Below are 26,777 nucleotides of genomic sequence, written 5' to 3' on the forward strand. Positions count from 1 at the left end.
TGCCCTTTTCATCACCACTCGGGGTAGGGTGTTGGTATGATCCGTCTATTGATCCTTATCCTGCTGATCGCAAGCCCGGTATGGGCGGCGGAATGGCCAACCAAACCTGGAGATGTTCCCCTGACGCCAACAGAACTGGAGGCGCTGGCCGGGCGCACACTGACCTTTTATGATGATGGGCAGTCCAGTTTCTCGGTCGGTGGAGCCTACTCTTACACCTATGCCAGCGGTGAATCCGCCTTTGGCACCTATTCGATCGCCGAGGATGGCAGCGTCTGCATCCAGTACAGAAACGGGTTCGATCGCTGCGATTTGTATGTGCGCAGCGGCGAACGACTGATCCTGATTGATCAAAAGGGCGATCGTTATCCGGTGCGACCGGAGTAATTGATTGCCAAATGTGAACTCTGGTTGTCATATGATAGAAGAAATTCCAAAAAAGTTAGAAATTTGGGAAAAAAACTACACAATGAGTTGATATACCAGCCACATCTGAAATTTTTGAATAGGCGAACAGATGTGTCGGTTTCTGGCTTGGGTCGGCGAGCAGCGGTATCTTGATGAATTGGTTCTGGATCAAGAGCAATCTCTTGTCATTCAGAGCCGCAACGCGCTGATCGGGAAGACGCCCGTAAATGCTGATGGATTTGGGCTTGCGTGGTATTCTGATCGTGAGACGCCATGTTTTTATAAAGATACACACCCAGCCTGGTCGGACGCAAACCTTAAGCAATTGACCCATCATACCAGATCGCGCCTTTTCCTGGCCCATGTTCGGGCCTCGACCGGGACAGCCACGTCTCGGAACAACTGTCATCCTTTTGGGGTCGGTGCATGGAGCTTTATGCACAATGGCCAAGCCGGAGGGCATGATCTGATCCGGCAGGAACTGGACGCGATGATCCCGGCACATCTGTATGGGTATAGATTTGGCGCAACAGAAAGCGAAGCGATCTTTCTGATCGCGCAAGGCGAGGGGCTAGACGCTGACCCGGTAGCAGCAATGTCCCGAGCGGTCGCGCGAGTGGAGGCGGCGTCAAGACGATGCGGTGTGTTGCCCTATCTTAGGTTCGCGGCCTGCTGGTCAGATGGAGAACGTATATTTGCAGCGCGTTATGCTTCGGATCGGTACGCGCCGAGCCTGCATTACCGTCGCTGCAAAGATGGTGTTATCATCTCATCAGAGCCATTGGATGGTGACAGCGACGGCTGGGTCGAAATTCAGCCGAACACTGCAATCGAAACGGAAGGATCAGTGATCATTTCACACGCGTTCGAACCTGGCCGAGCACTTTTTGCGGCAAAAAGCGCGTAATCCAACAACATTTTACAAACGTCCAAGCAATTCGGCCGTCGGCCAGGCATCCGCCGGTAATCCGAGCCGCGCTTGTTCGGCCTGAACAGCAGCCCGTGTACCCGCGCCCAGAATTCCGTCGATTTTGCCTACATCATACCCGCGCGCCTGTAGCTTGCTTTGCAGCTGTTTCATTTGTGCGCCTGAAAGCCCCTGTGGAGCATTACCGGCATCATAGATTTGACCACCTTCCAGCCGTGTGCCGAAATAGGCGGCGGTTAGAACGTAGACAAAGCTCTGATTCCATTCGAAATAGACGTCGAAATTCGGATAGGCTAAAAAGGCCGGGCCGTTGTGGCCCTGCGGCAATATCAGCGATGCGGGCAAGTTAGCCAAAGATCCGTTGCGGGCCTGCACACCCATGGCCTGCCAGTCGGACACTGGGCGCGGTTTGCCCGGGCCGGACAGCGACCAGTCCATTTGCGCGGGCACCGTCACCTCTTGCAGCCACGGCTGCCCCGGCTGCCAGCCCAGGTGCGACAGCATCTTGGCGCCCGACATCAGCGCGTCCGGCGCAGACGTTTTCAACGAGACCGTGCCATCTCCGTCCCCGTCGACACCGTTTTCTAGAATGTCGCGAGGCAGCATTTGCACCATTCCAATCTCACCAGCCCAGGCACCGGTGGTGCGATTTGGTTCGAAGTTGCCCTGTTGGTACAGCTCGATGGCCGCAAAGATCTGTGGTCGGAACAATTCTGGGCGGCGGCAATCATGGGCCAGTGTCACCAGCGCGTTGCGGGTGTTGAAGTCGCCCTGAAACGCACCATAGTCGGTCTCGAACGCCCAAAAGGCCAAAAGAACCCCGCGTGAGACGCCGTATTCCTGCTCAATCCGATCAAACACCGCATCATATTTGCGTGACATGGCCTGACCCCGGTCGATCCGGTTTTGCGAGATCAAATGGCGTGAGAAGTCGATGAACGGTTTCTGAAACACACCCTGCGCGCGGTCGGCTTTCAGGACGGCGCCGTCCTGCTGCACGCCGTTGAAAAACGCATTGACGGTGGATTTGTCGAAACCTTGCTGTATGGCCTCAGCCTTCAGCCCTTTGACGAAGGAATTGAATCCGCCACCGCATTGGGCAAGGGCGGGCGAGGCGAGCAGAACGGCGGCAACAAGGCCAGAGAGAATGCGCATGGGCAGGTCCGTCAGAGAATAAAGCTGACCCCAACCCACACCGATAGAAGGCCAAGCGCAAGCCCCCAAACGGTCCACAGCATGTTACATGCGCGGAAAACCTCTGACGCGCCGATTTCGCGCGGAGCATCGCTGTTCACCCAGGCTAGATCGCGGACCTTGCCGTCATAGCTGCGCGGGCCCGCAAGGGCCACGTTCAGGGCGCGCGCCATGGCGGCCTCGGGCCATCCTGCATTGGGAGAGATATGGCGGCGCGCATCCGCCACCATGTCAGGCCCGCGTGCCCATTGGCCGGACAGTGCCACGATCATCAGGCAGGTCAGGCGCGCGGGGATCAAGTTCAGCACGTCGTCCAGTCGGGCGGCGGCCCAGCCAAAGTCGCGGTATTTTTCGGTGCGGTAGCCGATCATACTGTCGGCGGTGTTGATAGCCTTGTAAATCAGCAACCCCGGCAACCCGGCGAGCAGGAACCAGAAAGCAGGTGCGATGACCCCGTCGCTGAGGTTCTCAGCCGCGCTTTCGATCGCAGAGCGGGCAACCTGCGCCTCGGTCATGTCGCGAGTGTCGCGGGACACGATCATCGCCACCTTGGCACGGCCCTCGGCCAAGGAGACGCGCAGCCCTTCGCCCACATCGCGCACATGCGACACCAGCGATTTCTGCGCCAGCAGGATGGCACAGAGTATGATCTCAGTGACTGGTCCTAGCAGTGCCAGTAAACGCCCAAGGATCAATGCGCCAACGACCAGCAATATCACTACTGCGACGCCTTTCATCCGCCGCTGCGCGCCGTGGTTCAGGTGCTTGTCCAACCACCCGATGATGTTGCCCATCACGACTGCAGGGTGGCGAACGCGCGACCAGAGCCAGTTCGGCTCACCCAATGCCGCGTCCAGACACATGGCGCAGACCAGCATGAAAGTGATGCTCACAGTGCGGCCTCTAACCTGCTCCATCCATCCGCTGGGGGCAGGCCAACCCGCAAGTAGGTCTGGGAATAGGGGAAGACGCGGCTCCAGATATGGGCGAGGGCCAGACGGTCCTGCCATTGGGCTGCGTTTTCGACGGTGTAGAGGCGAAACAGCGTGGTGCCCCCGACCAGGGTGGCTCCTTTATTGATCAGTAATCGATCCAGCCGGTCAGACTCGGCGGTCAGGTGTTGACGGGTGGAACTGGCCCAGTCAACGTCCCGCAAAGCCTGCTCTCCGATCCGCAGGGCAGGGCCGGACACGGACCAAGGCCCCGTCAGGTCGTTCAGCCGGGCGATCAGGTCAGGATGACCGATGGCAAACCCCAGCCGCAGCCCGGCGAGCCCCCAGAACTTGCCAAAGCTTTTCAGCACGATCACACCGGGGCGCGCGGCCAGATGGATCAGTGAAACACCGGGGCTGACATCGCAAAAGCTCTCGTCGATCACGGTCAGCGGGGCGTTTGCATCCGCCTCGGACCAAATCCGGCCATCGGGGTTGTTGGGATGCACGATGACACGGGCGTCGGTTGGGCCGTCGGGTTGAACGGTCCAGCCTTGCGCGGCGAAGGCGGCGGCATGTTCGTTGTAAGTGGGCGTTGTGATCTGAACCCGACCACGGGCGGCCAGCGCCGGAATGCGGGAGATCACCGCCGATGCGCCGGGCGCGGGCAGGATTGCGGCCCCATTGGGCACTGCCCAGAACTGGCGGGCGGCCTCAGTCAGGCGCTCGAAGGCACCATGATCCGGCAACTCAGCCCAGTCTGAAGGGATCAGTCCAGACACCTGATAGGGGTGAGGATTTATCCCGGTGGACAGGTCCACCCAATCGGTGCGCGTGCCGCCATAAGATGCGATGGCCCCGTCCAGCCCTCCGCCATGGTCGCGTGCGGCGCGCGGGTTCAAATTCTCGGTAGGGCTTGCCATGGGGTTTCTCGCTGGAATCGCCTGTTTCGGCCCGTTTCAAGCGGATTTTTGCCGTTTACACAAGCGAATCCGCAAGTTCCGGGCCTTGCGGCAACGTCGTTAACGCTTTGTTAAGGAATAAGCGTGATCACAATTCACGGGGGGTCGGCACCATTCACTCTTTTTTGGGCCGAGGTTGTCGCAAATGAATGTTTTGATTGTTGAGAGTAACCCCGACCTTGGTCGGGTCTGGAAAAGGCATCTTGAACGGCACGGCACCGAAGTGACGCTGGTGGCCGGGCAGGAGGCAGCGATTCTGGCGCTATATGGTCAGGAGTTCGATATCATCGTGCTGGATCTGGTGCTTGAAACCGGCAGCGCGCTGGCCGTGGCCGATTTTGCCAGCTATCGCCGCCCCGAGGCGCGGGTGATCTTTGTCACAAACACCACCTTTTTCTCGGACGGTTCGATCTTTGCCCACAGCCCGAATGCCTGCGCCTATGTGCAAAGCGCAACGCCGCCAGAGGATCTGGCGGCGATGGTCGAACATTACGCGGCGGGTCGCTGACCGCGCCCGTGGGGCTGCAGATAATCCAAGGATGGGTTCACTGGGATGATCCGGCTCGGATTGATTGTTTCGTGGCTGTAGTGATAGTGGCGCACGATATGGTTCATATTTACCGTCTGTGCGACACCGGGCCATTGATATAGCTCGCGTGTGTAGGCCCACAGGTTCGGATAGTCGATCAGCCGCCGCTTGTTGCATTTGAAATGCAGATGATAGACCGGATCAAACCGGATCAGGGTGGTGAACAGCCGCCAATCTGCTTCAGTCACCTGATCGCCCATCAGATACCGGTTTCGGGCAAGGCGATCCTCAAGCCAGTCCAGTGTGTCGAACAGGGGATGCACGGCGGCGTCATAGGCCTGTTGCGTGGTGGCAAAACCGGATTTGTAGACCCCATTGTTGATGTCGGAATAGATGCGGGCGTTGACCTCTTCGATCTCGTCCCGCATCGCTTCGGGCCAGTAGTTGTCGGTGTTGCCGGTAGTGCCGTCAAAGGCCGTATTGAACATACGGATGATTTCCGAACTTTCGTTCGAAACGATGGTCTGTTGTTGCTTGTCCCACAGGATCGGCACAGTGACACGTCCCGAATAAGCTGGATCAGCTTTGGTATAGATTTGATGGGCGTAATCGAATCCATAAAGGGTGTCGCCGGTTGCACCGTGGTCGTCAGTTTCAAAGGTCCATCCCTTGTCCAGCATGTCTGGATGCACCACCGAGACGGAAATCAGATCGCTCAGCCCTTTTAGTTCGCGAAAGATCAGTGTGCGGTGTGCCCAGGGGCAGGCGTGGCTGACATAGAGGTGATAGCGATCCGGTTCCGCCTTGAAACCGTCCTTGCCGGACGGCCCTGCGCTGCCATCTGCGGTCAGCCAATTGCGAAACTGCGCGGCGCTGCGTTTGAAGGCGCCGCCAGTAGATTCGGTGTCATACCATGTGTCGTGCCATTTGCCGTCGACCAACAGGCCCATTGCGTATCCTCCGCTTGTGCGTTTCGACAAACATAGGGTGTTGAACACAGCCTTGACACGTGAAGGGTCGCGCACTGGCTCTGCGTCTGCGCACAGGGCATGCGATGATTTCCCAGCAACAGATCGTCAGCGCATGGCGCTATGTGACGGCCTTCACTGGATTTTTACAGTTGAGCCGTCACAATGGAATCCATTGCCGGGGGAATAGTTGTTATGAGTACCTATGTTTCAAAGGAAATAAGCGCAGAATTGGACGCAGCGCGAATCGCGGGGTTGAAGAAAACCAGCCGCCTTCGTGTCGAAGTTGACGACAATACGTTCAAAATACTCAGATTGTGGAAAGATGGCTTTACGGTTGAGGCCGCTACGACACCGCAATTGCGTGGATTGGTCGATATCTACGACGGTGCGCGCCATTTGTATCAATGCCTGATCATCGCCGATGATGAAGAGGCCGGTGAGATGCGGTATGATTTTAAGCGTAGTACGGCCGCGGCCGACAAGGCCCCGCTGGATTTCTACCGCGCACCCGACGCGCCGATTGCTTTGCTAGGGCACAAAGACTAGGGACGGATTTTTCGAACAGGATGTAATCGGTTTGGTTGCTTGCGGCACCAATGCGGCGCGGGCGTGCGCAGGTCTAATCTGTGCCAGCTAATCCACGCCGCGGCAGCCAGTACGACAAGCAGGATCAATAGCTCAATCTAGCGCGACGCTATTGAAGGTCGCCAAACGCGCGTTTCAGGCGCGCGCAGGCTTCCTCGACGCGGCTGCGCTGGGTGGCCAGATTGAACCGTTCGAAAGTCTCTCCGCCAGCGCCGAATCCGGGGCCGGAGGAGGTGGCAATCCGGGCGTCCTCGCGCAGACGTCGAACAAACTCGTCGTGATCCATCCCGGTGCCCGAGAAATCGACCCAGGCCAGATAGGTGGCCTGCAGGGGCATTGACCACAGACCCGGTATTTCGGCGATGGCGGCGTCAAATAGTTTGCGGTTGCCGTCCAGATGCGCCACCTGCGTATCCGCCCAGGCCGCGCCTTCCGGTGAATAGGCCGCAGTGATCATGGCCACGCCTAAGGCGCTGGGCGCATAGTCCAACGTTTTCAGCCGATGCCGCATAGTGGCGCGCAGCTTGTCATCGGGGATGATCATGTTGCCGGTCCGCTGCCCTGCGATGTTGAACGTCTTTGACGCCGCAGTCAGCGTCACGGTCCAGGGGCGTGCCTCGGGCGCGGCCTTGTCCATCGGCACGAAGGTATGACCGGGATAGACCAGATCCTGGTGAATTTCATCCGACACAAGGATCAACCCGTTGCGCTCGGCAAAGGCGGCGACGGCCCGCAGCTCCTCGGGGCTCCAGACCCGACCCGACGGGTTTTGCGGTGAGCACCACATCAACAGTTTTTCAGACCCGTCCAGCCGTGACTGTGCATCCTCAAGATCAATGCCATAGCTGTCGCCTTGCCGCGCCAGCGGGCATTCCACCACGCGCCGCCCAGCGGTGTTAATCTTATGAGCAAACTCGTGATAGACCGGGGTAAAGATGACAACACCATCCTCCGGCTGGGTCCAGACATCCAGGCACAGGGCAATTGCATTGCCCAACCCTTGCGAGGTCAGCACCCAATCGGTGTCAATCGCCCAATCGTGACGGTTCTGCATCCACCACTGTACAGCGGCCAGATATTGCGGGTGTTCCCAGGTATAGCCAAAGGCCCCGTGATCGGCGGCATCCCGGACAGCCTCGATTACGCAAGGCGCGGTGGCATAATCGGAATCGGCGGTCCACATGGCCAGCCCATCCTGTGGCGAGACACCGTACAGCTTTTCCATCTTGTCCCATTTTGAGCTGTTGGTGCCCCGGCGGTCGATCAGGTCGTTGAAAGTCATGTCTGCTCCATCTGTCCGCAGGAAAGCTAGCTACAATTCCCGCAGGTGCAAGGGGGGCGTTGCGGCGGGGGGCGGGATGGCCTAAATCAACCCCATGAAGCGTAATATTTTGATCCATCCCGACCCCCGTCTGAAAAAGGTCTGTGCCCCGGTGGCCGACCTGTCGGACGAACTGCGCAAACTGGCCGACGACATGCTTGAGACGATGTATGATGCGCCCGGCATCGGGCTGGCCGCACCGCAGATCGGCGTGCTGGACAGGCTGATCGTGATGGACTGCATCAAGGAAGAAGGCGAGACGCCACGCCCTCTGATCATGTTCAACCCTGAGGTCATCGCTTCGTCAGACGAGACTAACGTCTATGAAGAAGGGTGCCTGTCGATCCCTGAGCAGTTCGCCGAGGTGACGCGCCCGAAAGTGGTGGACGTGACGTGGATGGATCGCGACGGGAACTTGCAGAAAGAGACGTTCGATGGGCTCTGGGCAACCTGTGTGCAGCACGAGATCGATCATCTGAACGGTAAGCTGTTCATTGATTATCTCAAGCCGCTGAAACGTCAGATGATCACTCGTAAGATGCAGAAACTCAAACGCGAACAGGCCCGCGCATGACCGTCCACAGCTGCCTGCCCTGGCCGGACAAACGTCTGCGGACCAAGGCCGAGGATGTGTCTGAAGTAACCGACGAAATTCGTGCTATCTGGGATGACATGATCGACACGATGGAGGCCATGCCTGGCGTTGGCCTTGCCGCCCCGCAGATCGGTGTGATGCTGCGCTTGGCGGTCGTTGACGGATCGACCGAGCGGGGCCGTGCAGTACGTCTGGCAAATCCCGAAATTCTGCACAGCTCTATCGAGTTGCGAGAACACGAAGAGGCCAGTCCGAATCTGCCCGGCGTCTCGGCCAAGGTGAAACGCCCGCGTGCGGTGACTGTCCGGTTTCTGAACGAACAGGGTATGATCGACCGCCGCGACTTTGTCGGGATCGAGGCCACCAGCGTGCAGCATCAAATCGATCATCTGAACGGTCGGATGTATTTTGATCGTCTCAGCAAGGTCAAACGAGACATGCTGCTGCGCAAAGCTAAGAAACAGGGGTAGAAATGCGCGTCATTTTCATGGGCACGCCCGATTTTTCGGTCCCTGTTCTGGATGCGCTGGTTGAGGCCGGGCATGAGATCGCCGCAGTCTATTGCCAACCTCCGCGTCCGGCCGGGCGGGGCAAGAAAGACCGCCCGACGCCCGTACATGCCCGGGCCGAGGCGTTGGGCATGACTGTCCGCCATCCGGTTTCACTAAAGTCGCCTGAGGAACAGGATGCCTTTGCCGCACTGAACGCTGATGTGGCCGTAGTGGTGGCCTACGGGCTGTTGTTGCCTCAACCCATTTTGGACGCCCCGGCGCAAGGCTGCCTGAACATCCACGCCAGCCTGTTGCCACGCTGGCGCGGGGCGGCTCCGATCCATCGGGCGATTATGTCAGGCGATGCGGAAACCGGCATCTGTATCATGCAGATGGAGGCCGGTTTGGACACCGGCCCCGTCCTGTTGCGGCAGGCCACTGATATCGGGCCGCAGGAAACCACGGCGCAACTGCATGATCGTCTAGCACCGATGGGGGCTGATCTGATCGTAAAGGCTCTGGCCCGTCTTCCCGAACTGACGCCCGAGCCTCAACCCGAGGATGGCGTGACTTATGCCTCGAAGATCGACAAGGCTGAGGCGCGGGTCGACTGGACCCGCCCGGCGGTTGAGGTGGATCGCCAGATACGCGGCCTGTCACCTTTTCCCGGTGCGTGGACTCTGATCGGAGGGGATCGGGTCAAGCTACTGGCCTCGAAACTGGCCGAGGGACAGGGCGCGCCCGGAGAGGTTCTGAACGACGCGCTGCGCGTGGCCTGCGGTGATGAGGCGATTGACCTGTTGCGCTTGCAGCGAGCAGGAAAAGGGGCACAGGATACGGAAACCTTCCTGCGAGGATGGCCGGTCGCAGCCGGAACCCGCCTGAACACGGAGTAAGACAAATGTTCATGGTCTTGATGGGCACCTTCGTGATTGCCGGTATCGTGGGCTATCTGGCCGAGAAGACCGGGTTTACCCATAACGGATACCTGCCCTCGATCATCATTTGCGTGGGTGGGGCGTTTCTGTTCTATTTTGTCCGCATCATGTTCGGTATCAGCTTTGGCCCGCCCGGCCTGAATGCTGTGATTTCGTCCATCGGTGCGCTGATTATCGTGCCAACCCATTGGAGGAAATAACGTGCCCGTCATTGCCCTGATCGTCATCGGTGCCGCCGCCGGATTTCTGGCCACCCGGTTGATGCGGATCGAGGCAAATATACCAACGACCATGCTGATTGGAATCGTGGGTGCGCTGGTGGGTGGGTTCCTGTTGCGCTTTTTTATTACAGTGGCAGGTTGGCTGTCGGGCTTTGTGGGCGCGGTACTGGGCGCATTGTTGGTGATCTGGATCTGGCAGACCTATCTACGCCGCTAACCTCTTGACGTTTGGGCGGGATGCCAGCCAGATCGCCGGAATATCCAACCTGAAAGGTGCCTCATGCCACATAACCTGAATTCCGGTGACGTCGCTCTGATGGGAGTGCCGCTGGATTTGCATTCGTCTTTTCTGCAAGGACCTGCCTTTGCACCGGGTCGTATCCGCGAAGCGTTGCATTCCGGGGCCGCCAATCTGACAGCCGAGGATGGAACCGATCTGGGCGCGACGGACCGCTTCAAGGATACCGGCGACCTGGAGGTGTTCGAGATGATCGGGCAGGAACCCATCGACCGGATCGAAAAGGGCGCTGCCGCCCGCATCGCAACCGGTGCGCGGCTGTTGTCACTGGGCGGGGACCACTCGGTCGCTTATCCGCTGATCAAGGCGCATTCTGAGCGGTATGAGGGGCTGAACATCCTGCATATCGACTCGCATCCTGACTTGTATGACAGCCAGCAGATCGGCCCTTTGGGCCACGGTTGCCCGTTCGCGCGGGTGATGGAAACCTGTCAGATCAATCGTCTTGTGCAGGTGGGCATCCGCACCATGAACAAACACCAGCAGGAACAGGCCGACAAGTTCGGGGTCGAGGTTGTCGACATGCGCAACTGGCGCCCTGATCTGGAAATATGCTTTGACGGGCCGGTCTATTTGTCGCTGGATCTGGACGCGCTGGACCCGGCTTTTGCGCCCGGTGTGTCGCATCATGAACCCGGCGGGTTGAGTACGCGTGAGGTGATCAATCTGATCCACCGGTTCGAAGGTCAGCTTGTTGGTGCGGATATCGTCGAGTTGAACCCCCATCGCGATCCCTACGGAATGACCGCAATGGTGGCGGCAAAATTTGTCAAGGAAATTGGCGCGCGGTTGTTGTCGCGTTAATGGCGGGGCGGGCGGCTTTTGTAAGCGGGCAGTCTCCAGCCGAACAGCAATGACCCCGCCCGCAAGGCCCAGCAGATCAGCGCGCAGGTCGCCAGCGTCACAAGCTCGTCGACCTCAAGACGGTGTGCGATCACGGCGGTCACAGCACCCGCGAAAGCGCATGAGACGTAAAGCTCGCCCTGTTTCAAAACCAGCGGTACTTCGTTGCAAACCACATCGCGCATCAGCCCGCCCAAGCATCCGGTGCAGACACCCATCAAAACCACAATGGTGCCGGACTGCCCCAACGACAGCGCCGCACCTGTTCCAGCCGCGACCGCAATAGACAGGGCAAAACTGTCCAGCCAGATCAGCCAGTTATAACGGCTTTCAACGAGGTGAGCGGTGAAAAACACCAGCACCGCTGCGGCTACGGCGATCAGGATATAGTCGGGTTGCCCAATCCAGAATACCGGATGCCGGTTCAAAAGAACGTCGCGCACAGTGCCACCGCCTACTGCCGTCAGGCAGGCGATGAAGGCAAAGCCCACCAAATCCAGCTGCGCTCGGCTGGCCACCAAGGCACCGGTCAGGGCAAAGACAAGAACCGAGGCATAGTCCAGCAGGGCCAGACCGTTCACGATTTAGCCTTTTGGGGCTTGAACGGTGCCATGCCTGCGCGGGCCAGCTCATCGGCTTTTTCATTTTCGGGATGGCCCGCGTGACCCTTGACCCATTCCCAGGTCACATCATGCCGGGTCTGGGCCTCATCCAACCGCTGCCACAGATCGACATTCTTGACCGGTTTTTTGTTCGAGGTCTTCCAGCCGTTCCGCTTCCATCCGAAAATCCACCCCGTCACGCCATTCTTTACATAGGCACTGTCGGTTATGACGGTGATTTTCGAAGCGCGTTCCAGCGCCTCTAGCGCATTGATCGCGGCTAGCAGTTCCATGCGGTTGTTGGTGGTTTCGGCCTCTCCGCCCTTCAACTCGCGCTCTTTCAGGACTTTGTCGCCATCCATTGCGCGCAGTAACACGCCCCAGCCGCCGGGTCCGGGATTGCCGGAACAGGCTCCGTCGGTATAGGCAAACAATTCAGGCATGGGCCAGCACCAGAATGAACCCGTCATAAGACCCGGCCAGACCCGTTCCCATACCGGTGGTGATCCGGTCGATGGTGAACCCGGTTTGTTCCAGCGCAGCCTCGATCTCGGTCTGTGAGAAATAGGTGTAGTAGCGATCCAGATCGTCGCGGTGTTCGCCTGTGCCCAGCTTCAGTCCGAGAAAAAAGATGCCCTCGGGCTTCAGTGCCCGGTGAATGGCCGCCAGGTGGCGCGAGAAATCTGCGCGGGGGGCGTGCAGCAGGGAAAAGCTGGCATAGATGCCGTCATAGGCGTCCACCTCGGTCACATCGTCAAACGTGCCCAGATGCGCGTCGACACCATTTTCCCTCGCGTGTTCGACGAAGGCAGGGGTTGCGTCCAGTGCGCGGACGGTCAGACCCTCGCGCATGAAAAAGGCACTGTCTGATCCCGGGCCCGAACCCAGATCCAGAATGTGGCCACTGCCAACGGCCTCGGTAAAGGCCAGGCGGGCCTCGATCTGTTCCGGGGGCAGGGGGATTTGCAGGTACTCCGCCACCCGTGTCGTATAGGCGTTGATCGTTTTATCGTCGGTCACAGGTATACTCCTACGGCGAGGCAGACCAACACGACGGCGGTCAACATGACTCGCAACCGCAGCCACCAGGTTGGGGTCAGCCGCCAATAGGCAAAGATGGCATCCAATACCAACAACCCGGCAAAACCGTACATCAGATTGGTGCCGGTGCTGACAGGACCGCCCCCGGTTTTAAAGAACGCCCATAGCGCGGGTAGAACCGACAGGGCATAACATGTCGCCGCCTTGCCGCCCGAGGTTTTGGTGGCGAATCCCCACAAAACGCCGGACATAAAGCTCAGGATCACCGAGCCATAGAACAGCTGTACATAGGGCCCGACGAAACGCGAGCCAAACATCTGCGTACCCCAACTATGCAGATCATCGTTCAGATAAGTCAGCGCGCCCCAGATAAACGGGATCAGCCCCGCCAGTCCAAGAAAAAGCGGGGCCGTTGGTATGCCCCTCATGCAGGTTCTCTCAGCACGCGGGGCACTTTGAACTCGACGTTTTCCGTAGCGGTTTCGACCAGCTCGACGGTCACGTCATAGTGGGCGCGGAAGGCGTCGATCACTTCGTTGACCAGCACTTCGGGAGCCGACGCCCCGGCGGTGATCGCAACCGACGAGATACCTTCGAGCGCGCGCCAGTCGATCTCGGTCGCGCGTTGCACCAGCTGCGCGTAATTGCAGCCCGCGCGCGAGGCGACCTCAACCAGGCGGCGCGAATTCGAGGAATTCGGCGCGCCGACAACCAGCAAGGCATCCGATTTCGGGGCTACGGCCTTGACGGCCTCTTGCCGGTTGGTGGTGGCGTAGCAGATGTCTTCCTTGTGCGGTCCAACGATGGCCGGAAACCGTTGTTCTAGCGCGGCGATGATGTCCTTGGTGTCATCCACCGACAGGGTGGTCTGGGTGACAAAAGCCAGTTTACCCGGATCGCGCACCTGTACGGTGGCCACATCCTCGACGGTTTCTACCAGCAGAACCTCACCCTCGGGCAGCTGACCCATGGTGCCGACGGTTTCGGGATGGCCTTTGTGACCGATCATGATCATTTGCAACCCGGACTCGGCGTGGCGCTGGGCCTCGACATGGACCTTGGACACCAGCGGGCAGGTTGCGTCGACATAGATCATCTCGCGCTGTGCCGCGGTCGCGGGGACGGATTTTGGCACACCGTGGGCTGAGAAGATTACCGGACGGTCGTCGGGGCATTCGTCCAGTTCTTCGACGAACACGGCACCCTGCGCGCGCAATCCGTCGACGACGAATTTGTTATGCACGATCTCGTGGCGCACATAGACCGGCGCGCCCCATTTCTGCAGCGCCATCTCGACGATCTTGATGGCGCGGTCGACGCCGGCGCAGAATCCGCGCGGGGCAGCAAGGTAAAGAGTCAGGGGTGGCTTAGTCATGTCACGGTCTCCTTAGGCCACAGGTAAGTCTTTTCCCGGCCTTGGTCCAGACAGGAGCTTGTCATTTCCCTGACATGAATCGGTGCTAGCCAATAGATGTTTCAGCACCTGTTCATTGTTAAAAATGGCGCGGTCAGGATTGAGACACTGACCGCGCTGATTACTTTCCCCGGTTTGATAGGTGGCCGGGGTTTATTGCCCGCCTGCAGCCGCAACGCTGCGCGGCTCCATCGGCATTTCCCGCGGAGGCCGCCCGATCACATCGCGCAAGTCTTCCAGTTCGATGAAATTGTCGGCCTGGCGACGCAGCTCGTCCGAAATCATCGGCGGCTGGCTGCGGATGGTCGAAACAACCGAAACACGCACGCCCTGGCGCTGAAGGCTGGCAATCAGCGGGCGGAAATCCCCATCGCCCGAAAACAGCACGATATGATCAACGCGCGGTGCAAGTTCCATGGCATCAACGGTCAGTTCGATGTCCATGTTCCCTTTGACTTTCCGACGCCCCATGCTGTCGGTGTATTCTTTTGCCGGTTTGGTCACCATCGTGAAGCCGTTATAATGCAGCCAGTCAACCAAGGGACGGATCGGCGAATACTCGTCATTTTCCAATAGCGCTGTGTAGTAGAAAGCACGAAGCATCTTGCCGCGGCGCATGAACTCCTGGCGCAGCAATTTATAGTCGATGTCAAACCCCAGTGCTTTTGCGGCCGCATAAAGATTCGAGCCGTCGATGAACAGCGCTAGCCGTTCGTCTTTATAAAACATAAATAGATCCTTCCGGTACTAACCAGAACGCCGGATGATTAGGTGAGTGAGCTAGAAAATAGGCGGCGCGCTGATATGCCTATAATTAGGGCTTTTATCATGTATCGCAACCATGCAATTCACCGAATATAGCGAGTAGTAGGAGCAAATCTTTGTCAGAATCAGTGATTGCACTGGGTGCGAATCTCAATTTGAGATCATCTGGGCCCAAGCTGACACTCCAAAGGGCTATTGACGCGATTTTGCGTCAGGGGGTGGTGATTCGCGCCGTCAGCCGCCTTTTCGAGACCCCTTGTTTCCCTGCCGGAGCTGGGCCGGATTACGTCAATGCCGCAGCATTGATCGAGACTGAAAAGACCCCGGCCGAGGTTCTGCAATTACTGCATGAGGTCGAACACGAATTTGGCCGCGAGCGGGTGCAACGGTGGGGCATGCGGACATTGGATCTGGATCTGGTCTCTTATGACGATCTTATACTGCCGGATCGTGCTGAATACGACCATTGGCTTAACCTGCCGCCCGAGGCGCAGAAACAGCAGGCGCCCGAGCAATTGATCTTGCCACATCCGCGCCTGCAGGACCGGGCATTCGTGTTGGTTCCGATGGCGGATATAGCCCCTGATTGGCGGCACCCGGTGCTTGGTCGGACCGTCACCGAGATGGTCGCAAGTCTGCCTACCGAGGATGTCGAGGCTGTAACCCCTCTGTGAAAGGTGCAATTGACACCATTTCCTGCTTGTCAAGGCGGGGATTCGCCCTTAGATAAACGTCTTCCTGACATGGATTCAGTAACGGAGAGCGCCCCATGGCCCGCGTGACGGTTGAAGATTGCGTAGACAAGGTTCCAAACCGGTTTGAACTGGTGATGCTTGCCGCCCATCGTGCGCGCGAGATTTCCGCCGGTGCATCGATCACCGTCGACCGTGACAACGACAAGAACCCTGTTGTGTCGCTGCGCGAGATCGCGGACGAAACCCAAGGTGCCGACGAGCTGCGCGAGCGTCTGATCGAAGCCAACCAGACCCAGATCGAGGTGGATGAGCCAGAAGAAGATCAGATGGCTCTGCTGATGGGGGCGGAATCGGACAAACCGGTCGAGGATGACATGTCGGAAGAGAAGCTGCTGCGCGCTCTGATGGAGGCTCAAGGCCAGGGGTAACCCCCAAACACGAAGGTGCGGACCGGATGATTTCTGCTGAAGACCTGATTGCGCTGGTCCGCAACTATAATCCCAAAACCAATGCCGACCGCATCGCCCGGGCTTATGAGTTCGGGATGCAGATGCATGACGGTCAGTTCCGCCATTCCGGCGAACCCTATTTCACCCATCCCGTTGCCGTTGCCGCCATCCTGACCGAACAGCGTCTGGACGATGCGACAATTATCACAGCGCTGCTGCACGACACGATCGAGGATACCAAGGCCAGCTATGGCAAAGTGTCCGAGCTGTTCGGGGATGAGGTCGCCAAGCTGGTCGATGGCGTCACCAAGCTGACCAATCTGCAGCTGTCCAGCCGTGAGACCAAACAGGCCGAGAATTTCCGCAAACTGTTCATGGCCATGTCCAAGGACCTGCGGGTTATTCTGGTCAAGCTTGCCGACCGTTTGCACAACATGCGCACCATCAAAGCGATGCGTCCGGAAAAGCAGGTGGTCAAGGCGCGCGAGACGATGGATATCTACGCGCCACTTGCGGGACGGATGGGTATGCAGTGGATGCGCGAGGAACTGGAAGACCTCGCCTTCCGAGTGCTGAACCCCGAAGGCCGCCAATCTATCATCCGCCGCTTTATTACTCTGCAACGGGAAACTGGCGATGTGATCCACCGCATCACCGGCGATATGCGGCACGAGCTTGAAAAGGCCGGGATCGAGGCAGAAGTGTTTGGCCGTGCCAAAAAACCTTATTCGATCTGGCGCAAGATGCAGGAAAAGGATCAGGGGTTTTCACGCCTGTCCGACATCTATGGCTTCCGCATCATCACCCAGACCGAAGAAGACTGTTACCGTACCCTTGGCGCTATCCACCAGCGCTGGCGCGCGGTGCCGGGAAGGTTCAAGGATTACATCAGCCAGCCGAAATCGAACGGATATCGCTCGATTCACACGACGGTGTCAGGGCGTGATGGCAAACGGGTCGAGGTTCAGATTCGCACCCGTCAGATGCATGACGTGGCCGAAACCGGTGTTGCAGCGCACTGGTCGTATCGCGATGGTGTGCGGTCGGAAAACCCGTTTGCAGTCGATCCCGCCAAGTGGATTGCCAATCTGACCGAACAGTTCGACAGCGAGGATGATCACGAAGATTTCCTCGAAGCCGTCAAGCTTGAGATGTATTCGGACCAGGTGTTCTGCTTCACGCCCAAGGGTGATGTGGTGAAACTGCCGCGCGGCGCGACGCCGATTGATTTTGCTTATGCCATCCACACAAGGATCGGCCATGCGTGCGTCGGGGCCAAGGTGGACGGTATCCGTGTGCCGCTGTGGACCCGGATCAAGAACGGGCAATCGGTGGACGTGATTACTGCGGATGGGCAAACCCCACAGGTCACATGGCTTGAAATCGCAGTTACCGGCAAGGCCCGCACGGCCATCCGTCGCGCCCTGCGCGAGGTGGATCGTGAACGGTTCATCAAACTGGGCAAAGAACTCGCACGTTCAGGGTTTGATCATGTCGGGCGCAAGGCCACCGACAAGGCGCTGGACACCGCAGCCAAGCACCTGCGTCTGAAAGACCGGCACGAGCTGCTGGCCCGCCTCGGCAGCGCTGAGCTAACAGCACATGATGTGGTCAGCGCCGTTTACCCAGAGCTGACCCAAGACGATGGCGACGCCATTTCCCCTCGTCGTGCTGTGATTGGTCTGGAGCCTGGGCAGAAATTCGACCGCGCGCCCTGTTGTCAGCCGTTGCCGGGCGAACGCATCGTCGGCATCACTTTTCGCGGCAAGGGCGTGGTGGTTCATGCCATCGATTGCGACCGCTTGTCCGACTATGAAAGCGAACCGGATCGATGGGTCGACTTGCACTGGCATTCGGGCACACACCCGGCAGTTTATGGGGTGACGCTGGACCTGACCATCGGCAATGACGCTGGGGTGTTGGGGCGTATCTGTACGTTGATCGGTGAGAAAAAGGCCAATATTTCGAACCTGGAATTCGTTGACCGCAAACCGGATTTTTACCGTCTTTTGATCTCTGTCGAACTGCGTGACCTTGAACAGTTGCATTCGCTGATGTTGATGCTTGAGGCTGAAAGCGACGTTGCCGCGGTCGAGCGGCATCGGAATCGGGAAAAAACCGCAGTTGCGGCAGGCTGAGAAGGGGTGATCAGGAGTGGTTTTCAAGCGCCGAGACCGACGCTCGCCCATTCAGATCGCTTCGGAATTCATCTATCCGCGCGGCGGCTGGACCCGTGCCTTTCATTACGTCAAACACCGCATCCGGCGGCTGCCCGATTCACCTGAGCGTATCGCGCGTGGTGTCGGGGTGGGCGTGTTCACGGCGTTCACGCCGTTTTATGGGTTCCACTTCTTTATCGCGGCCCTGCTTAGCCGGATTTTCAATGGCAATTTGCTGGCATCGCTCAGCGGTACCTTCTTTGGCAACCCTCTGACTTATGTGCCCATCGGGGTCGTCTGCCTGCAAACGGGCCATTTCCTTTTGGGTGACGACTTTGAAGAGGAAGAAACCCACGGCTTGATGGACAGCTTCTTCAAGGCGTTGAGTGACCTGAAGAACAACTTCATGGCGATGTTCACGGGCCGCGATGCCGATTGGCGCGGGCTAAGTGTGTTTTATGATGAGGTGTTCTTTCCTTATCTGATCGGCGGCATCTTTCCTGGGCTGATTGCCGGGTATATCTGCTATTATCTCAGCCTGCCGGTGGTACGCACCTATCAGCAGCGCCGCCGCGCCCGGATCAAGGCGAAATTCGATGAAATCAAGCGTTTGGCCGAAACCAAGGCTGCCGTTCCGGTGGCAAACCCTCTAGGCTCGGGCCGGAATTCGGGAAAGGAATCAAGCGATGTCTGACAAACACCTGCGTCTGGGCGTGAATATCGACCACGTGGCCACCGTGCGTAACGCACGTGGCGGAGCTTATCCTGACCCTTTGCGCGCGGCCAAGCTGGCCGAAGAGGCCGGTGCCGACGGCATCACTGCTCACCTACGCGAAGACCGCCGCCATATCTCGGACGCTGATATCGATGGGCTGATGGAGGTTCTGTCGGTGCCGCTAAACTTTGAAATGGCCGCAACGCCGGAGATGCAACAGATCGCCCTGCGCCACAAACCGCACGCGGTTTGCATCGTTCCCGAAAAACGCGAAGAGCGGACCACCGAAGGCGGGCTTGAGGTTGCGCGCGAGGAAAACAGGCTGGCCCATTACATCGCCCCTTTGCGCAAGGCGGGGTGTCGCGTGTCGATCTTTATTGCAGCCGACCAGCGCCAGATCGAAGCTGCCCACCGCATCGGCGCAGAAGTGATCGAACTGCACACCGGCGCCTATTGCGATGCCCACGCCGAGGGCCGCATGGACGACGCCACGCGCGAAATGGAATCACTGCGCGAGATGTCCACCTATGCCCACTCGCTGGGACTGGAGGTTCACGCGGGCCACGGCCTGACCTACGACACGGTGCAACCCATCGCCGCGTTCCCCGAGGTGCGCGAGTTGAACATCGGTCACTTTCTGATCGGCGAGTCGATCTTCCGCGGCCTCACCCCTGCCATTGCCGAGATGCGTCGGCTGATGGATGACGCGCGGGGCTGACCGCTTCATATCACCATTGTCGGAAGATGGGGTAATGCAATGAAAGCAATTTCATATCGTAACTTTGGTCCAGCAGAGGACGTACTTGAACTGATTAATATGCCCGATCCGGTGGCTGGGCCAGGTGAAGTTGTGGTTCAGATCAAAGCCACCGGAATCAATCCGTCGGATGTTAAGTTGCGTGGTGGTGCGCGGCCCGGGGCGGTCATGCAGCACCCGCTTGTCATTCCACATTCGGATGGTGCCGGAGTAATTGTGTCCGTTGGCTCAGGTGTCGATCCGTCCCGGGTTGGTGAAAGGGTCTGGATCTGGAATGGCCAGTGGCAACGCGCGTTCGGAACCGCTGCTGAGTATATCGCTTTACCGTCAGAGCAGGCCGTTACTCTTCCTGACACTACCAGTTTCGCCGAAGGTGCGTGTTTTGGGATTCCGGCAATGACCGCATGGTACGCCTTGTATGCTGACGGGCCGATCGCTGACAAAACTATCCTGGTGACCGGCGGGGCGGGTACTGTGGGGCGTTACGCCTGCCAAATGGCCGCTCTTGGCGGGGCTCGGGTTATCACCACGGTCAGTTCGCAGGAAAAAGCAACGCACTCTGGTGCAAAGGAATTTGTGAATTACCGCACCCAAAACGTGGCTGAGACTGTATTGGATATGACAGACGGCGCGGGCGTTGATCGTATTGTCGAAGTGGACTTTGCGGCAAATCAGGATGCGTCTCTGGCACTAATCCGGCCGGGTGGTACCATCGCAAGTTATTCTTCCGTGTCGCAAATGCGACCAGAGCTCGATTTCTACGGTTTCATGTTCAAGAACATCCGCTTGCATATGTTGATTGTTTATCAACTGGATGCTGTTGCACGGCGCAGGGGCGAAGCTCAACTGAGTGAATGGTTGAAGCAGGGGGCATTGAACCATGCAGTAGTACCAGGCGGGCATTTAGCCAACGCAGCGGCAGCCCACCAGATGGTTGAAGCCGGTGACAAACTGGGCACCGTGGTTCTGGAGGTCTGATGTGATCCTTGGCATTGGCACAGACCTCGCAAATATCGAACGCATTCAGGGTACGCTCGACCGGTTTGGCGACCGGTTCCGCAATCGTGTTTTCACCGATACTGAACAGACCAAGGCCGAGCGCCGCGCCGATACGGCTGGGACCTATGCCAAACGCTGGGCTGCGAAAGAGGCATGTTCCAAGGCGCTGGGTACCGGCCTGCGAATGGGTATCGCGTGGAAGGATATGGCGGTCACTAACCTGCGTACAGGCCAACCCGTCATGCATGTCACCGGTTGGGCTGCCGAACGTCTGAAAGAGATGACGCCCGAGGGCCATGAAGCCATCATCCATGTCACTCTGACAGACGACCACCCTTGGGCACAGGCCTTCGTGGTGATCGAGGCCCGACCACTTCAAGATAACGCCACGCAGCCTTGACTTGCCCCCGTCGGCCCCGCATGTAGCACCCCAACAACCAAAGGACCGGAGAGCAGTATGGCCGAGGACGTCAAAACCGGAAATCCCGTGTGGGAGACGATCAAAACCATCGTCTATGCCCTATTGATCGCGGGCGTTTTCCGTACCCTGTTCTTTCAGCCGTTCTGGATTCCTTCCGGCTCGATGAAACAGACGTTGCTGATCGGGGACTTCCTGTTCGTCAATAAAATGGCCTATGGCTATTCTTATGCCTCGTGCCCAAGCCTGATTATTCCCAGCGTCGGCTTGAACGTCGATGCGGAAGATATTTGCGGTTGGATGAAAGGTGACAACACGCGCATTTGGGGTGGTGAGCCCGAGCGCGGCGACGTCATCGTTTTCCGTCATCCCGTCACCGGGCGCGACTATATCAAGCGGCTGATCGGCCTGCCGGGGGATCGCGTTCAGGTCCGTGAGGGGCAGATCATCTTGAACGGTACACCAGTGCCGCAACAACCCGACGGCGTCTTTACCGAAACCGCCGAACCTCAAGGCCCGCAAGGCCTGCGCCCGCGCTGCGAGAACGGGCCTGTCGGCATTGGCGGTGTCTGCGAAAAGAGCCGTCTGATCGAAACCTTGCCCAACGGGGTCTCTTACGACGTGCTGAACATCACCGATCAGGGTTCGGACAATACCGGCATTTATACTGTGCCCGAAGGCCACTATTTCTTCATGGGTGACAACCGCGACAATTCCAGCGACAGCCGCTTGCCACAATCCGCCGGGGGCGTGGGGTATGTTCCTTATGAAAACCTGATTGGTCGTGCTGATCGGATCATGTTCTCGTCCGCGGGTCGGTCGATGCTGTTCTTCTGGACCTGGCGTGGTGACCGCTTCTTCAAGGCGATCAATTGAAGCTTTCCGCCGAGATAAAAGCGTTTGAGCAGCGATTGGGGTATGAGTTCGCAGACCCCGAACTGCTGGTACGCGCGTTGACTCATGGATCGGTCTCTTCGGCGACCCGACCCGACAATCAACGGCTGGAGTTTCTGGGCGATCGCGTTCTGGGCCTGGTCATGGCGACGGCTCTGCTTGAGGCCGACAAGAAGGCATCCGAAGGCCAACTTGCCCCCCGCTTCAATGCGCTGGTCCGCAAGGAGGCGTGCGCTGACGTGGCCCGTCAGATCGACCTGGGCGCGGTGTTGAAACTGGGCCGGTCGGAAATGATGTCTGGCGGCCGCCGTAAACAGGCCCTGCTGGGCGACGCGATGGAGGCGGTCATTGCCGGGATCTATCGCGATGCCGGGTTCGAAGCGGCGCGGGATGTAATTCTGGCGCTTTGGGGCGATCGTATCCACACGGTCGAAGCTGATGCGCGGGACGCCAAAACCTCGTTGCAGGAATGGGCGCAGGCGCGGGGCCAAAAGCCGCCGTCTTATGTCGAGATCAAGCGCAGCGGCCCGGATCACGCCCCCGTCTTCACGATTGCCGCTCGACTGCAAGACGGCACCGAGGCTCAGGCAACCGCAGGTTCAAAACGTCAGGCAGAACAGGCCGCAGCCAAATCGCTGTTGGAAAACCTACCTAAGTAGATTGTGGTCTTGGGCAGGGGGCAAGCCCCCTTTCGCCCGTATTGGTGTGGTCAAACTGAACCTCAATCCACCCGAATATATCCGGTTAGCCCGGTTTTTTGATGTTCGATCACGTGGCAATGAAACGCCCAGTCGCCCGGGTTGTCGGCGACCAACGCGATCTCGACCACCTCATCTTTCAACAGCAACATCGTGTCGGTCAGCAATGGTGGTAACGGGCGAAGGTTCGATTTTATCGGTACAAAAGCCAACCCATGCAGGTGGATCGGATGCAGATTCGGTGACTCGTTACGCAATCGCACAACATAACTTTTACCTCGTTGCAGCGTGGCCAACGGACCAACCCCTTTCGCCGCATCCCCCGGCCAAGGCGTTCGGTTGATCGACCAGAAGTTATACCCAAGAGAGCCACAAAACCCATTGGTCGGCTCGCCTCCTTCGGGTGTCCAGCCAAAGACAAATTCGTGCAATTCGGCATTCGCCAGATCCGGTTTTGTTGTGGGGTTCACGGGTAGGGGGCGCAGCTCGCGCAGTTCGCGCGAGACGGGCGCACCCACTGCACGCAAACGGGTCATAGAGCGATTCGGCTGTCCAGGAAACTTGGCCATCAGATCGACAGTCTGACCCTCGCCTAGTGGCATTTTCAAAGCAAAATCCACACGCTGTCCGGGTCCAATCAGCAAGGGGTCATCGGCACTGGGCAATGGAAAGTCAACTTCGACCGGATGACCGTCCCATGCGATAATTCGGGCCTCGGCACCGCTCAGATGCACCTTGTAGATGCGGGTTGTGTCCGTGTTTACCACGCGCAAACGTACAAGGCTGCCTGCGGCGTGATCATAAACCGGCCCATCCAGCCAGTTCGCCGTTTGCACATTACCAAAGGTTCCCGCCCTTGCGGCCCCGCGCGCGGTGAAGGCAGGCAGGAACGACCCGTCATCATTCAGGCGGAAATCACGCAGGTTGATCACCTGCTCGCTGTCAAAACCGGGATCTGCGGCCTCGGCGATCACCAGCACTCCGGTCAGGCCATGGGCCATCTGTTCCATCGTCATGCAATGAGGGTGATACCAATAAGTGCCCGCATCCGGAGGTGTGAATTCATAGTCAAACACCTCACCCGGTCCAATCGGCATTTGGGTCAGATAAGGCACCCCGTCCATGTCATTCGGAATACGCAACCCGTGCCAATGCATCGCCGTATAATCAGGCAGGGTGTTGCGCACCGGCAGGCGCATCACCTCACCCTGTTTGCCATGTAAAACCGGAGGCGGCGCGTCGGGCGACAGGCTGACCATACCGGTGGTGACCTGATCGCGTAGGGCAAAGCTGGCGGGTTGGACGACCAGCTCTTGCGCACCTGCCGCTAAACCAATGCATCCCAGTCCTAACGCCCCGGCGGTGGCACCACTGCCCAAAAGAAACTCGCGACGGTTCATATCAGCCTCATGAAAAGAAGGATTGCCTGGCTGTTAATGGCGTGGCGTGATCCGGTGATGCCATCCCGACCGCATGGCCGCAATGCGACAAATGCCTCTGGCCCGCGGGGGCTTTCTGCTATAGGGGTGCGCACTTGCAAACAGGATCGCATCACACATGACCACACGCGCCGGATTTATCGCCCTGATCGGAGAGCCCAACGCAGGCAAATCCACCCTTCTGAACCGCATGGTCGGGGCTAAGGTCTCGATCGTGACGCATAAGGTGCAAACCACCCGCGCCCGCATTCGTGGTGTGGCGATGGAAGGGGATGCGCAACTGGTATTCGTTGACACGCCCGGCCTGTTCAAACCCCGCCGTCGTCTGGATCGCGCCATGGTCGCGGCCGCCTGGGGCGGGGCTGCGGATGCTGATGTGGTGGTGCTGATGGTTGAGGCGCATCGAGGCATCACCGAAGGGGTCGAACGCATCCTCGAAGGTCTGGAAGAGATCGGGCAGGGCCGTACCATCGCGCTGGCCATCAACAAGATTGACAAGGTTCCGTCCGAGAAACTGCTGGCGCTGACCAGCGATCTGAACGCGCGCTATCCTTTTGCCGAAACTTTCATGATCTCGGCCGAGCGCGGCTATGGTGTGGAAGACCTGCGCAAGTGGCTTGCCGCAGAACTGCCCGAAGGACCTTGGCTGTATCCCGAAGATCAGATTGCCGATCTTCCGATGCGCATGATCGCCGCCGAGATGACGCGCGAGAAACTGACCCTGCGCCTGCATCAGGAACTGCCCTACCAGTTGACCGTCGAGACCGAGAACTGGGAGGAACGCAAGGATGGGTCCGCCAAGATCGATCAGGTCATCTATGTCATGCGCGACGGTCACAAAGGTATTGTGCTGGGCAAACGCGGCGAGACCATCAAGGCCGTCAGCCAGGCAGCGCGGGCCGAGCTGGAAGAGTTCCTCGACCGCAAGGTTCATCTGTTCCTGCAGGTCAAGGTGCGCCCGAACTGGCTGGAAGAATCCGAGCGCTATTCGGAAATGGGGCTGGATTTCAAAGACGGCAACGCATGACGCGCCTGACGGCTGATTTCTGGGTCCACGCCTATCTGGCGCGGCTGCGGTTTCAGGACATTCCGGCCTATGTAGTGGCCCACGGGGACGACACGGCCGGCGCTGTGCTGGTTAAGCTGAACACTCTGGACGGGCGGGCCGTGGCCTTCCAACGCAGCTTTGATCTGATGAGTGGCGAGCGTAAATGGGTTGAACTCTCTACCGGTGCGGAAATGGATGTGGATGAAGCCATTCAACGCCAGCGCAGCTTTGACCCAGACCTTTGGGTGATTGAGGTAGAAGACCGGCAGGGGCGGCATCTTCTTGGAGAAGAAGGGCTGGATTAACTGCAGCTTGGTCTGGCGGACAAAGTCTAACAATCTATTTCTATTTATCGTTACACCCTGCACACTGAAATACCATCTGGAATTGCGCCCCCTTCCTAAGAGTTTGGAATTTATGAAAACCTTCTTGTTAGCCTGCCGTCTTCCCTTTTTGCTCTTGGTTTGCACAGCGACTTCCGCAGCGGCGCAGCCCAGATTGGGTTGGATCTATCAACTTGACGGGCTTGCTGCTTTTCAGGGCGATGCGAGTTTGAGTGGAGGTGGAGAGTTCTCGGCAAGCCGTGCTTTTGTGCGAACCACCGCGCTTTATAACATGGACGGAGGGAACTCCGTTGGGGTGTCGGCTAGCTTCGGTAGGTTCGATTACAACTTTAGCGAAGCAAATAACCAGCCTTGGGAAGATATCCGAGACATTCGCGTTTCCTTGCCAGTGCGGTTTCGAGTTGGAAATACAGCCACCGCCTTTATATCGCCACAGATCAGATGGGACTATCAAAGCGGCGCTACTGCCTCGGACGGACGTACCTATGGAGCTTTTGCGGGTATTGCATGGAAGCTAAGTGAGCGTCTTACCATCGGCCCTGCATTAGGCGTGTTTTCGCAGTTGGAGGATGACGATATCGATTTCTTCCCAGCCTTGTTGGTGGATTGGGATATAAACGACCGCTGGAACTTGAACACAGGCTCAGGGATTGGTGCTACGCAAGGTCCAGGACTCACGCTCAGCTACGCGCTAAATAACGAAATGAACCTGTCGCTTTCGGCTCGCTCCGAGAGAATACGGTTTCGATTGGATGGAGATGGCTTGGCTCCGGATGGGGTGGGTGAAGACAAAAGCATCCCTGTTGTGCTGGCGTTAGGTTACAGTCCCAATCCTGGCGTTTCGTTGAATGTCTTTGCAGGGGCTGAGTTGGATGGCCGTTTGACGTTGGACGATGCAAATGGTTCGGAACTCAGTCGCCAGAATTACGAAACGGCACCATTGGTCGGCTTTGCATTCAGAGTAAGGTTCTAATTGCCCTTCTGGTTCAGTTTTTCCCTCTAGACTACCCGACCTGCGACTATCCTCCGAAAACCTGGAGCCATGGGGGACCGGGATTGGCCTAGTGCGATCACGGCATACTTCTGAATCTAATTGTTGCGTCAAAATCGGAGGTATTGATACC

The 26,777-nt window shown here is 58.2% G+C and carries 34 protein-coding genes; 22 read left to right on the forward strand and 12 right to left on the reverse strand.

The window, feature by feature from the left end; translation table 11 throughout:
- Window positions 1-36: 36 nt before the first annotated feature.
- Window positions 37-387 carry a hypothetical protein gene (locus GOX21_RS12055; RefSeq protein ID WP_170377483.1) on the forward strand — a complete coding sequence of 117 codons (351 nt, stop codon included), beginning with the start codon at window positions 37-39 and terminating at the stop codon, window positions 385-387.
- Window positions 388-517: 130 nt separating this feature from the next.
- Window positions 518-1,315: a class II glutamine amidotransferase gene (locus tag GOX21_RS12060; RefSeq protein ID WP_170377485.1), complete on the forward strand. Its 798-nt coding sequence runs from the start codon at window positions 518-520 to the stop codon at window positions 1,313-1,315.
- A 12-nt stretch (window positions 1,316-1,327) separates the two neighbouring features.
- Here GOX21_RS12060 and GOX21_RS12065 read toward each other — a convergent pair whose 3' ends face one another.
- Genes GOX21_RS12065 through GOX21_RS12075 form a run of 3 tightly spaced genes read right to left on the reverse strand, consistent with a single transcriptional unit; the run spans window position 1,328 to window position 4,385 of the window.
- The gene (locus tag GOX21_RS12065) at window positions 1,328-2,491 is read right to left on the reverse strand and encodes a lytic murein transglycosylase (RefSeq protein WP_170377487.1); all 1,164 of its coding nucleotides are present in this window, start codon (window positions 2,489-2,491) and stop codon (window positions 1,328-1,330) included.
- 11 nt (window positions 2,492-2,502) lie between these two features.
- Window positions 2,503-3,423, reverse strand: a complete 921-nt coding sequence (gene cbiB / locus GOX21_RS12070) for an adenosylcobinamide-phosphate synthase CbiB (protein WP_170377489.1) — start codon at window positions 3,421-3,423, stop codon at window positions 2,503-2,505.
- Complete coding sequence (locus GOX21_RS12075) at window positions 3,420-4,385, reverse strand: threonine-phosphate decarboxylase (protein WP_170377491.1); 966 nt, start codon at window positions 4,383-4,385, stop codon at window positions 3,420-3,422. Before GOX21_RS12075 ends, cbiB begins: the two co-directional genes overlap by 4 nt.
- 184 nt (window positions 4,386-4,569) lie before the next feature.
- Between GOX21_RS12075 and GOX21_RS12080 the strand changes: the two genes are divergently transcribed.
- On the forward strand, window positions 4,570-4,932 hold the full coding sequence (locus GOX21_RS12080; RefSeq protein ID WP_170350350.1) for a response regulator transcription factor: 363 nt from the start codon (window positions 4,570-4,572) through the stop codon (window positions 4,930-4,932).
- On the opposite strand, the gene GOX21_RS12085 is transcribed toward GOX21_RS12080, so the two are convergent.
- The gene (locus GOX21_RS12085) at window positions 4,914-5,903 is read right to left on the reverse strand and encodes a glutathione S-transferase family protein (RefSeq protein ID WP_170377493.1); all 990 of its coding nucleotides are present in this window, start codon (window positions 5,901-5,903) and stop codon (window positions 4,914-4,916) included. The two genes, GOX21_RS12080 and GOX21_RS12085, sit on opposite strands and share 19 nt — an antisense overlap.
- Window positions 5,904-6,116: 213 nt before the next feature.
- Between GOX21_RS12085 and GOX21_RS12090 the strand changes: the two genes are divergently transcribed.
- On the forward strand, window positions 6,117-6,470 hold the full coding sequence (locus GOX21_RS12090; protein WP_170350352.1) for a hypothetical protein: 354 nt from the start codon (window positions 6,117-6,119) through the stop codon (window positions 6,468-6,470).
- Between the two features lie 148 nt (window positions 6,471-6,618).
- Here the strand turns inward: GOX21_RS12090 and GOX21_RS12095 are convergent, their stop codons facing one another.
- Window positions 6,619-7,791: a MalY/PatB family protein gene (locus GOX21_RS12095; protein WP_170377495.1), complete on the reverse strand. Its 1,173-nt coding sequence runs from the start codon at window positions 7,789-7,791 to the stop codon at window positions 6,619-6,621.
- Between the two features lie 94 nt (window positions 7,792-7,885).
- Between GOX21_RS12095 and def (GOX21_RS12100) the strand changes: the two genes are divergently transcribed.
- The 6 genes from def (GOX21_RS12100) (at window position 7,886) to speB (ending at window position 11,177) form a co-directional block, all read left to right on the forward strand.
- Window positions 7,886-8,404, forward strand: a complete 519-nt coding sequence (gene def / locus GOX21_RS12100) for a peptide deformylase (RefSeq protein ID WP_170377497.1) — start codon at window positions 7,886-7,888, stop codon at window positions 8,402-8,404.
- The gene (def, locus tag GOX21_RS12105) at window positions 8,401-8,895 is read left to right on the forward strand and encodes a peptide deformylase (RefSeq protein WP_170377499.1); all 495 of its coding nucleotides are present in this window, start codon (window positions 8,401-8,403) and stop codon (window positions 8,893-8,895) included. The genes def (GOX21_RS12100) and def (GOX21_RS12105) overlap by 4 nt, the downstream gene beginning before the upstream one ends.
- A gap of 2 nt (window positions 8,896-8,897) precedes the next feature.
- Entirely contained in the window at window positions 8,898-9,812 is a 915-nt protein-coding gene (gene fmt, locus GOX21_RS12110) for a methionyl-tRNA formyltransferase (RefSeq protein ID WP_170377501.1), read from the forward strand.
- 5 nt (window positions 9,813-9,817) lie between these two features.
- The gene (locus GOX21_RS12115) at window positions 9,818-10,054 is read left to right on the forward strand and encodes a hypothetical protein (protein ID WP_170377503.1); all 237 of its coding nucleotides are present in this window, start codon (window positions 9,818-9,820) and stop codon (window positions 10,052-10,054) included.
- Window position 10,055: 1 nt separating this feature from the next.
- Entirely contained in the window at window positions 10,056-10,292 is a 237-nt protein-coding gene (locus tag GOX21_RS12120; RefSeq protein WP_170377505.1) for a GlsB/YeaQ/YmgE family stress response membrane protein, read from the forward strand.
- A gap of 63 nt (window positions 10,293-10,355) precedes the next feature.
- Window positions 10,356-11,177 carry an agmatinase gene (speB, locus tag GOX21_RS12125; RefSeq protein WP_170377507.1) on the forward strand — a complete coding sequence of 274 codons (822 nt, stop codon included), beginning with the start codon at window positions 10,356-10,358 and terminating at the stop codon, window positions 11,175-11,177.
- Here speB and GOX21_RS12130 read toward each other — a convergent pair.
- The 6 genes from GOX21_RS12130 to GOX21_RS12155 form a co-directional block, all read right to left on the reverse strand.
- Window positions 11,174-11,797, reverse strand: a complete 624-nt coding sequence (locus tag GOX21_RS12130; protein WP_170377509.1) for a trimeric intracellular cation channel family protein — start codon at window positions 11,795-11,797, stop codon at window positions 11,174-11,176. The two genes, speB and GOX21_RS12130, sit on opposite strands and share 4 nt — an antisense overlap.
- A complete protein-coding gene (gene rnhA, locus GOX21_RS12135; protein WP_170360020.1) occupies window positions 11,794-12,261 on the reverse strand; it encodes a ribonuclease HI in 468 nt (155 codons plus the stop codon). Before rnhA ends, GOX21_RS12130 begins: the two co-directional genes overlap by 4 nt.
- Window positions 12,254-12,838, reverse strand: a complete 585-nt coding sequence (locus GOX21_RS12140; protein WP_170360022.1) for a class I SAM-dependent DNA methyltransferase — start codon at window positions 12,836-12,838, stop codon at window positions 12,254-12,256. Before GOX21_RS12140 ends, rnhA begins: the two co-directional genes overlap by 8 nt.
- Window positions 12,835-13,287 (reverse strand): DUF3429 domain-containing protein, encoded by a 453-nt coding sequence (locus GOX21_RS12145; RefSeq protein WP_170350363.1) that lies wholly within the window; start codon window positions 13,285-13,287, stop codon window positions 12,835-12,837. Before GOX21_RS12145 ends, GOX21_RS12140 begins: the two co-directional genes overlap by 4 nt.
- Complete coding sequence (gene ispH / locus GOX21_RS12150; RefSeq protein WP_170350364.1) at window positions 13,284-14,234, reverse strand: 4-hydroxy-3-methylbut-2-enyl diphosphate reductase; 951 nt, start codon at window positions 14,232-14,234, stop codon at window positions 13,284-13,286. The genes GOX21_RS12145 and ispH overlap by 4 nt, the downstream gene beginning before the upstream one ends.
- A 192-nt stretch (window positions 14,235-14,426) precedes the next feature.
- The gene (locus tag GOX21_RS12155; protein ID WP_058283597.1) at window positions 14,427-15,002 is read right to left on the reverse strand and encodes a LabA-like NYN domain-containing protein; all 576 of its coding nucleotides are present in this window, start codon (window positions 15,000-15,002) and stop codon (window positions 14,427-14,429) included.
- Window positions 15,003-15,154: 152 nt separating this feature from the next.
- On the opposite strand from GOX21_RS12155, the gene folK reads away from it, so the two are divergent.
- From folK to rnc, 9 genes are all read left to right on the forward strand, one after another.
- On the forward strand, window positions 15,155-15,712 hold the full coding sequence (folK, locus tag GOX21_RS12160) for a 2-amino-4-hydroxy-6-hydroxymethyldihydropteridine diphosphokinase (protein ID WP_174818872.1): 558 nt from the start codon (window positions 15,155-15,157) through the stop codon (window positions 15,710-15,712).
- 95 nt (window positions 15,713-15,807) lie between these two features.
- Window positions 15,808-16,161: a DNA-directed RNA polymerase subunit omega gene (gene rpoZ, locus GOX21_RS12165; RefSeq protein ID WP_170350365.1), complete on the forward strand. Its 354-nt coding sequence runs from the start codon at window positions 15,808-15,810 to the stop codon at window positions 16,159-16,161.
- Window positions 16,162-16,187: 26 nt separating this feature from the next.
- Window positions 16,188-18,320 carry a RelA/SpoT family protein gene (locus GOX21_RS12170; RefSeq protein WP_170360026.1) on the forward strand — a complete coding sequence of 711 codons (2,133 nt, stop codon included), beginning with the start codon at window positions 16,188-16,190 and terminating at the stop codon, window positions 18,318-18,320.
- Between the two features lie 16 nt (window positions 18,321-18,336).
- A complete protein-coding gene (locus GOX21_RS12175; protein WP_170360028.1) occupies window positions 18,337-19,035 on the forward strand; it encodes a DUF2062 domain-containing protein in 699 nt (232 codons plus the stop codon).
- Window positions 19,028-19,774: a pyridoxine 5'-phosphate synthase gene (locus tag GOX21_RS12180; protein ID WP_170377511.1), complete on the forward strand. Its 747-nt coding sequence runs from the start codon at window positions 19,028-19,030 to the stop codon at window positions 19,772-19,774. The genes GOX21_RS12175 and GOX21_RS12180 overlap by 8 nt, the downstream gene beginning before the upstream one ends.
- Before the next feature lie 39 nt (window positions 19,775-19,813).
- Complete coding sequence (locus GOX21_RS12185; protein ID WP_170377513.1) at window positions 19,814-20,791, forward strand: NADPH:quinone reductase; 978 nt, start codon at window positions 19,814-19,816, stop codon at window positions 20,789-20,791.
- Window position 20,792: 1 nt separating this feature from the next.
- A complete protein-coding gene (gene acpS, locus GOX21_RS12190) occupies window positions 20,793-21,212 on the forward strand; it encodes a holo-ACP synthase (RefSeq protein WP_170350370.1) in 420 nt (139 codons plus the stop codon).
- A gap of 57 nt (window positions 21,213-21,269) precedes the next feature.
- Window positions 21,270-22,106: a signal peptidase I gene (lepB, locus tag GOX21_RS12195; protein WP_170350371.1), complete on the forward strand. Its 837-nt coding sequence runs from the start codon at window positions 21,270-21,272 to the stop codon at window positions 22,104-22,106.
- Entirely contained in the window at window positions 22,103-22,783 is a 681-nt protein-coding gene (rnc, locus tag GOX21_RS12200) for a ribonuclease III (RefSeq protein ID WP_170360034.1), read from the forward strand. The genes lepB and rnc overlap by 4 nt, the downstream gene beginning before the upstream one ends.
- A 62-nt stretch (window positions 22,784-22,845) precedes the next feature.
- Here rnc and GOX21_RS12205 read toward each other — a convergent pair whose 3' ends face one another.
- Entirely contained in the window at window positions 22,846-24,222 is a 1,377-nt protein-coding gene (locus tag GOX21_RS12205; RefSeq protein WP_170377515.1) for a multicopper oxidase family protein, read from the reverse strand.
- A 157-nt stretch (window positions 24,223-24,379) separates the two neighbouring features.
- On the opposite strand from GOX21_RS12205, the gene era reads away from it, so the two are divergent.
- From era to GOX21_RS12220, 3 genes are read left to right on the forward strand one after another with little or no spacing between them, the layout of a single operon-like run.
- Window positions 24,380-25,288, forward strand: a complete 909-nt coding sequence (gene era / locus GOX21_RS12210) for a GTPase Era (RefSeq protein WP_170360038.1) — start codon at window positions 24,380-24,382, stop codon at window positions 25,286-25,288.
- Window positions 25,285-25,614 (forward strand): DUF1491 family protein, encoded by a 330-nt coding sequence (locus GOX21_RS12215; RefSeq protein WP_170377517.1) that lies wholly within the window; start codon window positions 25,285-25,287, stop codon window positions 25,612-25,614. The genes era and GOX21_RS12215 overlap by 4 nt, the downstream gene beginning before the upstream one ends.
- Entirely contained in the window at window positions 25,592-26,626 is a 1,035-nt protein-coding gene (locus GOX21_RS12220; protein WP_254428535.1) for a hypothetical protein, read from the forward strand. The genes GOX21_RS12215 and GOX21_RS12220 overlap by 23 nt, the downstream gene beginning before the upstream one ends.
- Window positions 26,627-26,777 lie beyond the last annotated feature (151 nt).

The sequence above is a fragment of the Ruegeria atlantica genome (assembly GCF_013032005.1).
Lineage (GTDB): Bacteria > Pseudomonadota > Alphaproteobacteria > Rhodobacterales > Rhodobacteraceae > Ruegeria > Ruegeria atlantica_A.

Bases quoted from the DNA above. Each gene is read 5' to 3' on its own strand.
- GOX21_RS12055 (WP_170377483.1), top strand. From the start codon at position 37: ATGATCCGTCTATTGATCCTTATCCTGCTGATCGCAAGCCCGGTATGG.
- GOX21_RS12060 (WP_170377485.1), top strand. From the start codon at position 518: ATGTGTCGGTTTCTGGCTTGGGTCGGCGAGCAGCGGTATCTTGATGAA.
- GOX21_RS12065 (WP_170377487.1), bottom strand. From the start codon at position 2,491: ATGCGCATTCTCTCTGGCCTTGTTGCCGCCGTTCTGCTCGCCTCGCCC.
- GOX21_RS12075 (WP_170377491.1), bottom strand. From the start codon at position 4,385: ATGGCAAGCCCTACCGAGAATTTGAACCCGCGCGCCGCACGCGACCAT.
- GOX21_RS12080 (WP_170350350.1), top strand. From the start codon at position 4,570: ATGAATGTTTTGATTGTTGAGAGTAACCCCGACCTTGGTCGGGTCTGG.
- GOX21_RS12085 (WP_170377493.1), bottom strand. From the start codon at position 5,903: ATGGGCCTGTTGGTCGACGGCAAATGGCACGACACATGGTATGACACC.
- GOX21_RS12090 (WP_170350352.1), top strand. From the start codon at position 6,117: ATGAGTACCTATGTTTCAAAGGAAATAAGCGCAGAATTGGACGCAGCG.
- GOX21_RS12095 (WP_170377495.1), bottom strand. From the start codon at position 7,791: ATGACTTTCAACGACCTGATCGACCGCCGGGGCACCAACAGCTCAAAA.
- def (WP_170377497.1), top strand. From the start codon at position 7,886: ATGAAGCGTAATATTTTGATCCATCCCGACCCCCGTCTGAAAAAGGTC.
- def (WP_170377499.1), top strand. From the start codon at position 8,401: ATGACCGTCCACAGCTGCCTGCCCTGGCCGGACAAACGTCTGCGGACC.
- fmt (WP_170377501.1), top strand. From the start codon at position 8,898: ATGCGCGTCATTTTCATGGGCACGCCCGATTTTTCGGTCCCTGTTCTG.
- GOX21_RS12115 (WP_170377503.1), top strand. From the start codon at position 9,818: ATGTTCATGGTCTTGATGGGCACCTTCGTGATTGCCGGTATCGTGGGC.
- speB (WP_170377507.1), top strand. From the start codon at position 10,356: ATGCCACATAACCTGAATTCCGGTGACGTCGCTCTGATGGGAGTGCCG.
- rnhA (WP_170360020.1), bottom strand. From the start codon at position 12,261: ATGCCTGAATTGTTTGCCTATACCGACGGAGCCTGTTCCGGCAATCCC.
- GOX21_RS12145 (WP_170350363.1), bottom strand. From the start codon at position 13,287: ATGAGGGGCATACCAACGGCCCCGCTTTTTCTTGGACTGGCGGGGCTG.
- ispH (WP_170350364.1), bottom strand. From the start codon at position 14,234: ATGACTAAGCCACCCCTGACTCTTTACCTTGCTGCCCCGCGCGGATTC.
- GOX21_RS12155 (WP_058283597.1), bottom strand. From the start codon at position 15,002: ATGTTTTATAAAGACGAACGGCTAGCGCTGTTCATCGACGGCTCGAAT.
- rpoZ (WP_170350365.1), top strand. From the start codon at position 15,808: ATGGCCCGCGTGACGGTTGAAGATTGCGTAGACAAGGTTCCAAACCGG.
- GOX21_RS12170 (WP_170360026.1), top strand. From the start codon at position 16,188: ATGATTTCTGCTGAAGACCTGATTGCGCTGGTCCGCAACTATAATCCC.
- GOX21_RS12180 (WP_170377511.1), top strand. From the start codon at position 19,028: ATGTCTGACAAACACCTGCGTCTGGGCGTGAATATCGACCACGTGGCC.
- GOX21_RS12185 (WP_170377513.1), top strand. From the start codon at position 19,814: ATGAAAGCAATTTCATATCGTAACTTTGGTCCAGCAGAGGACGTACTT.
- lepB (WP_170350371.1), top strand. From the start codon at position 21,270: ATGGCCGAGGACGTCAAAACCGGAAATCCCGTGTGGGAGACGATCAAA.
- GOX21_RS12205 (WP_170377515.1), bottom strand. From the start codon at position 24,222: ATGAACCGTCGCGAGTTTCTTTTGGGCAGTGGTGCCACCGCCGGGGCG.
- era (WP_170360038.1), top strand. From the start codon at position 24,380: ATGACCACACGCGCCGGATTTATCGCCCTGATCGGAGAGCCCAACGCA.
- GOX21_RS12215 (WP_170377517.1), top strand. From the start codon at position 25,285: ATGACGCGCCTGACGGCTGATTTCTGGGTCCACGCCTATCTGGCGCGG.